Raw genomic sequence first — 6,027 nt, forward strand, 5'->3', positions numbered from 1 at the left:
GGCATGAGCAAGCCGTGGCTGAAGTTGATCCGCTATTGGTGTTCAGTAGCGCAATGGAGGTAAAAGCGGTGAGACAGGGGACGTAAAAGAAGAGATAGGGGACTTAGCGAACGTGCCTTGAGAGGTAAGGCGAAGGCGGCAGTTGGTTTTTTAGAGGAGCAATTGCGGAGGAATTGCTGGTGCAGAGGGGTGATTTACAAATGAAGCGCACAGCAAAAAGCCCCACACCTGATGGTATGGGGCTTAAGCTTAATTAATAGCCTGACGATGACCTACTTTCACACTGGTTGCAGCACTATCATCGGCGCGAAGTCGTTTCACGGTCCTGTTCGGGATGGGAAGGGGTGGTACCAACTTGCTATAGTCATCAGGCATAACTTGTAGTGTTGCTTGGGTCCAATTGGAGCTAGGATGGCCAAACAACGCAATCTGGGAAGAAGTAAATTTTATCTTTGGGTGTGATATGCCGATCATGGCAAACACGGTAAAACTCTAAAGCTATAACAGCTAATGTTATAGGGACAAGCCGCACGGGCAATTAGTATCAGTTAGCTTAACGCATTACTGCGCTTCCACACCTGACCTATCAACGTCCTGGTCTCGAACGACCCTTTAGGGGGGTTAAACCCCCGGGAAGTCTCATCTCAAGGCGAGTTTCCCGCTTAGATGCTTTCAGCGGTTATCTCTTCCGAACTTAGCTACTCGGCAATGCCACTGGCGTGACAACCGATACACCAGAGGTTCGTCCACTCCGGTCCTCTCGTACTAGGAGCAGCCCCCTTCAAACTTCCAACGCCCACGGCAGATAGGGACCAAACTGTCTCACGACGTTTTAAACCCAGCTCACGTACCACTTTAAATGGCGAACAGCCATACCCTTGGGACCGGCTACAGCCCCAGGATGTGATGAGCCGACATCGAGGTGCCAAACTCCCCCGTCGATATGAACTCTTGGGAGGAATCAGCCTGTTATCCCCAGAGTACCTTTTATCCGTTGAGCGATGGCCCTTCCATACAGAACCACCGGATCACTATGTCCTACTTTCGTACCTGCTCGACTTGTCAGTCTCGCAGTTAAGCACGCTTATGCCATTGCACTATCAACACGATGTCCGACCGTATCTAGCGTACCTTCGAACTCCTCCGTTACACTTTGGGAGGAGACCGCCCCAGTCAAACTGCCTACCATGCACTGTCCCCGATCCGGATAACGGACCAAGGTTAGAACCTCAAACAAACCAGGGTGGTATTTCAAGGTTGGCTCCATAGAGACTGGCGTCCCTACTTCAAAGCCTCCCACCTATCCTACACAGATTGGTTCAAAGTCCAATGCAAAGCTACAGTAAAGGTTCATGGGGTCTTTCCGTCTAGCCGCGGGTAGATTGCATCATCACAAACATTTCAACTTCGCTGAGTCTCGGGAGGAGACAGTGTGGCCATCGTTACGCCATTCGTGCAGGTCGGAACTTACCCGACAAGGAATTTCGCTACCTTAGGACCGTTATAGTTACGGCCGCCGTTTACTGGGACTTCAATCAAGAGCTTGCACCCCATCATTTAATCTTCCAGCACCGGGCAGGCGTCACACCCTATACGTCCACTTTCGTGTTTGCAGAGTGCTGTGTTTTTATTAAACAGTCGCAGCCACCTTTTTATTGCAACCCGTTTGTCCTCCTGGCGCAGGCCAGTCAAACTACTAGGGCGTACCTTATCCCGAAGTTACGGTACAAATTTGCCGAGTTCCTTCTCCCGAGTTCTCTCAAGCGCCTTAGAATACTCATCTCGCCCACCTGTGTCGGTTTGCGGTACGGTCTCGTTAGACTGAAGCTTAGAGGCTTTTCTTGGAACCACTTCCGATTGCTTCGCGAACAAGTTCGCTCGTCCCATACCCTTGAATTACGCTGCCGGATTTGCCTAACAGCCTTCTCTGATACAGAAACCGGGACATCCAACACCCGGACAACCTTCCGCGATCCGTCCCCCCATCGCATCTAACGACGGTGCAGGAATATTAACCTGCTTCCCATCAGCTACGCATCTCTGCCTCGCCTTAGGGGCCGACTCACCCTGCTCCGATGAACGTTGAACAGGAAACCTTGGGCTTACGGCGTGGGGGCTTTTCACCCCCATTATCGCTACTCATGTCAGCATTCGCACTTCTGATACCTCCAGCATCCTTTACAAGACACCTTCGCAGGCTTACAGAACGCTCTCCTACCATATCAATAAATTGATATCCGCAGCTTCGGTGACTGGCTTAGCCCCGTTACATCTTCCGCGCAGGACGACTCGATCAGTGAGCTATTACGCTTTCTTTAAAGGGTGGCTGCTTCTAAGCCAACCTCCTGACTGTTTTAGCCTTCCCACTTCGTTTTCCACTTAGCCAATCTTTGGGACCTTAGCTGGCGGTCTGGGTTGTTTCCCTCTTGACGCCGGACGTTAGCACCCGACGTCTGTCTCCCAAGCTCGCACTCATCGGTATTCGGAGTTTGCAATGGGTTGGTAAGTCGCGATGACCCCCTAGCCATAACAGTGCTCTACCCCCGATGGTGATACTTGAGGCACTACCTAAATAGTTTTCGGAGAGAACCAGCTATTTCCAAGTTTGTTTAGCCTTTCACCCCTACCCACAGCTCATCCCCTAATTTTTCAACATTAGTGGGTTCGGTCCTCCAGTGCGTGTTACCGCACCTTCAACCTGGCCATGAGTAGATCACTTGGTTTCGGGTCTACACCCAGCGACTGAACGCCCTATTCGGACTCGATTTCTCTACGGCTTCCCTATTCGGTTAACCTTGCCACTGAATGTAAGTCGCTGACCCATTATACAAAAGGTACGCAGTCACGGAACAAGTCCGCTCCTACTGTTTGTATGCACACGGTTTCAGGATCTATTTCACTCCCCTTCCGGGGTTCTTTTCGCCTTTCCCTCACGGTACTGGTTCACTATCGGTCGATTACGAGTATTTAGCCTTGGAGGATGGTCCCCCCATGTTCAGACAGGATTTCACGTGTCCCGCCCTACTTGTCGCAAGCCTAGTTCCACACTACTGATTTCGTATAAGGGGCTATCACCCTCTATGGCCGGACTTTCCATTCCGTTCTACTATCAATGGTGCTAAATCTTGCAGGCTGGTCCCATTTCGCTCGCCACTACTTTGGGAATCTCGGTTGATTTCTTTTCCTGCAGCTACTTAGATGTTTCAGTTCGCCGCGTTCGCCTTGCATACCTATGTATTCAGTATGCAATACCCATAAAGGGTGGGTTTCCCCATTCGGAAATCTGCGGATCAAAGCTTGTTTGCTAGCTCCCCGCAGCTTATCGCAAGCTACTACGTCCTTCATCGCCTGTAATCGCCAAGGCATCCACCATGTGCACTTATTCACTTGTCCCTATAACGTTAGCCTCTCTTCCGAGAGATCGTTATAGAGTTTTTTGAGTTTAGCGTTTGCCGTATTGCCAAAGTAAGTCTTCTAATTGCTAAGATCACTTCGTAATACTTTGATTGATACAATCACACCCATCAACTTCTTGCACAAGGATCGAAATCCTGGCGCTCGTCGTTGACGAATTCTTTACTTCTTCCAGATTGTTAAAGAACAAAAACAGCTATTGATCACTAAAAGACCAAACCTAAATCTACATGCTCATGCATGCGACTTAGGTTTGATGTTTCTGGTGGAGGTTGACGGGATCGAACCGACGACCCCCTGCTTGCAAAGCAGGTGCTCTCCCAGCTGAGCTAAACCCCCGAAACTCTTTGGTGGGTCTGGTTGGGCTCGAACCAACGACCCCCGCGTTATCAACACGGTGCTCTAACCAGCTGAGCTACAGACCCGCTTGGATCAGTAATCAGCAGTCAGCCAGCAGACTATGCCGCCGCCGCAACCGATATAACTGTTCTTCTTTACTAACAGACGATAAGTGTGAGCGCTTAAATCATGCGCACTCTAGAAAGGAGGTGATCCAGCCGCACCTTCCGATACGGCTACCTTGTTACGACTTCACCCCAGTCACGAACCCTGCCGTGGTAATCGCCCTCCTTACGGTTAGGCTAACTACTTCTGGCAGAACCCGCTCCCATGGTGTGACGGGCGGTGTGTACAAGACCCGGGAACGTATTCACCGCGACATGCTGATCCGCGATTACTAGCGATTCCAACTTCATGGAGTCGAGTTGCAGACTCCAATCCGGACTACGATACACTTTCTGGGATTAGCTCCCCCTCGCGGGTTGGCGGCCCTCTGTATGTACCATTGTATGACGTGTGAAGCCCTACCCATAAGGGCCATGAGGACTTGACGTCATCCCCACCTTCCTCCGGTTTGTCACCGGCAGTCTCATTAGAGTGCCCTTTCGTAGCAACTAATGACAAGGGTTGCGCTCGTTGCGGGACTTAACCCAACATCTCACGACACGAGCTGACGACAGCCATGCAGCACCTGTGTTACGGTTCTCTTTCGAGCACTCCTAAATCTCTTCAGGATTCCGTACATGTCAAGGGTAGGTAAGGTTTTTCGCGTTGCATCGAATTAATCCACATCATCCACCGCTTGTGCGGGTCCCCGTCAATTCCTTTGAGTTTTAATCTTGCGACCGTACTCCCCAGGCGGTCTACTTCACGCGTTAGCTGCGTTACCAAGTCAATTAAGACCCGACAACTAGTAGACATCGTTTAGGGCGTGGACTACCAGGGTATCTAATCCTGTTTGCTCCCCACGCTTTCGTGCATGAGCGTCAGTGTTATCCCAGGGGGCTGCCTTCGCCATCGGTATTCCTCCACATATCTACGCATTTCACTGCTACACGTGGAATTCTACCCCCCTCTGACACACTCTAGCCATACAGTCACAAATGCAATTCCCAGGTTGAGCCCGGGGATTTCACATCTGTCTTGTATAACCGCCTGCGCACGCTTTACGCCCAGTAATTCCGATTAACGCTTGCACCCTACGTATTACCGCGGCTGCTGGCACGTAGTTAGCCGGTGCTTATTCTTCAGGTACCGTCATTAGGCAAAGGTATTAACCTCACCCGTTTCTTCCCTGACAAAAGAGCTTTACAACCCGAAGGCCTTCTTCACTCACGCGGCATTGCTGGATCAGGCTTGCGCCCATTGTCCAAAATTCCCCACTGCTGCCTCCCGTAGGAGTCTGGACCGTGTCTCAGTTCCAGTGTGGCTGGTCGTCCTCTCAGACCAGCTACTGATCGTCGCCTTGGTGAGCTTTTACCCCACCAACTAGCTAATCAGATATCGGCCGCTCCATGAGCATGAGGTCTTGCGATCCCCCACTTTCATCCGTAGATCGTATGCGGTATTAGCTAATCTTTCGACTAGTTATCCCCCACTCTAGGGCACGTTCCGATATATTACTCACCCGTTCGCCACTCGCCACCAGGAGCAAGCTCCCGTGCTGCCGTTCGACTTGCATGTGTAAGGCATGCCGCCAGCGTTCAATCTGAGCCAGGATCAAACTCTTCAGTTCAATCTCTGTTTTGCCATTGCTGGCTGATTCTTTCGAATCGGTCACTCACTCAAAATACTGACAGATAATTTCTTACCTATATTTCTTCGTGAGCGTTTAAAAATATTTAAAGTTTCCAGACCCGAAGGTCTGTCGCACTTCATTAAACGCCCACACTTATCGACTGTTAATTTTTAAAGAACCTTTTCTGCTTCGCACCGCACCGAAGTGCTGTTTGCGTCGCTGACAAATCGTTTTGTTTGTCAGCAGCAGAGAAACGAGATTATGTAGTGTTTTTTAATTTGCGTCAACTACTTTTTTAACGCTTCACTAAAAATTTTTACTACCAACTTCTCACTTCCTGAAACCTTTTTTACTGCCTTTTCCCCACCTCCGGCGCGCTGCGTCTTGCTGTTTGCTGCGTCGCTCTGCAGCGGGGAGGCGAACTATAGCAAAGCTTTTCCCATCCGTGCAATACTTTTTGAAAAATTATTTAAACTTTTTAATCCACCTCCCCGCAAACCCGCTCCAGCTCTGGATTTGCAACCGTAAATAATTTT

The 6,027-nt window shown here is 50.2% G+C and carries 2 tRNA genes and 3 rRNA genes; all 5 read right to left on the reverse strand.

The features are described 5' to 3' along the window. Window positions 1-259 precede the first annotated feature (259 nt). A 5S ribosomal RNA gene (gene rrf / locus ACIROW_RS24020) occupies window positions 260-372 on the reverse strand. A 145-nt stretch (window positions 373-517) separates the two neighbouring features. Beyond that, window positions 518-3,393: ribosomal RNA gene (locus ACIROW_RS24025) — 23S ribosomal RNA — on the reverse strand. 284 nt (window positions 3,394-3,677) lie between these two features. Further along, a tRNA-Ala gene (locus ACIROW_RS24030) sits at window positions 3,678-3,753 on the reverse strand. 9 nt (window positions 3,754-3,762) lie between these two features. Next, a tRNA-Ile gene (locus tag ACIROW_RS24035) sits at window positions 3,763-3,839 on the reverse strand. A 116-nt stretch (window positions 3,840-3,955) separates the two neighbouring features. After that, window positions 3,956-5,488, reverse strand: a 16S ribosomal RNA gene (locus ACIROW_RS24040). Together the 16S, 23S and 5S rRNA genes with 2 tRNA genes alongside form the textbook arrangement of a ribosomal RNA operon. Window positions 5,489-6,027: the final 539 nt, after the last annotated feature.

This window comes from Herbaspirillum sp. NPDC101397 (assembly GCF_044767325.1).
Classification (GTDB): Bacteria; Pseudomonadota; Gammaproteobacteria; order Burkholderiales; family Burkholderiaceae_D; genus Herbaspirillum.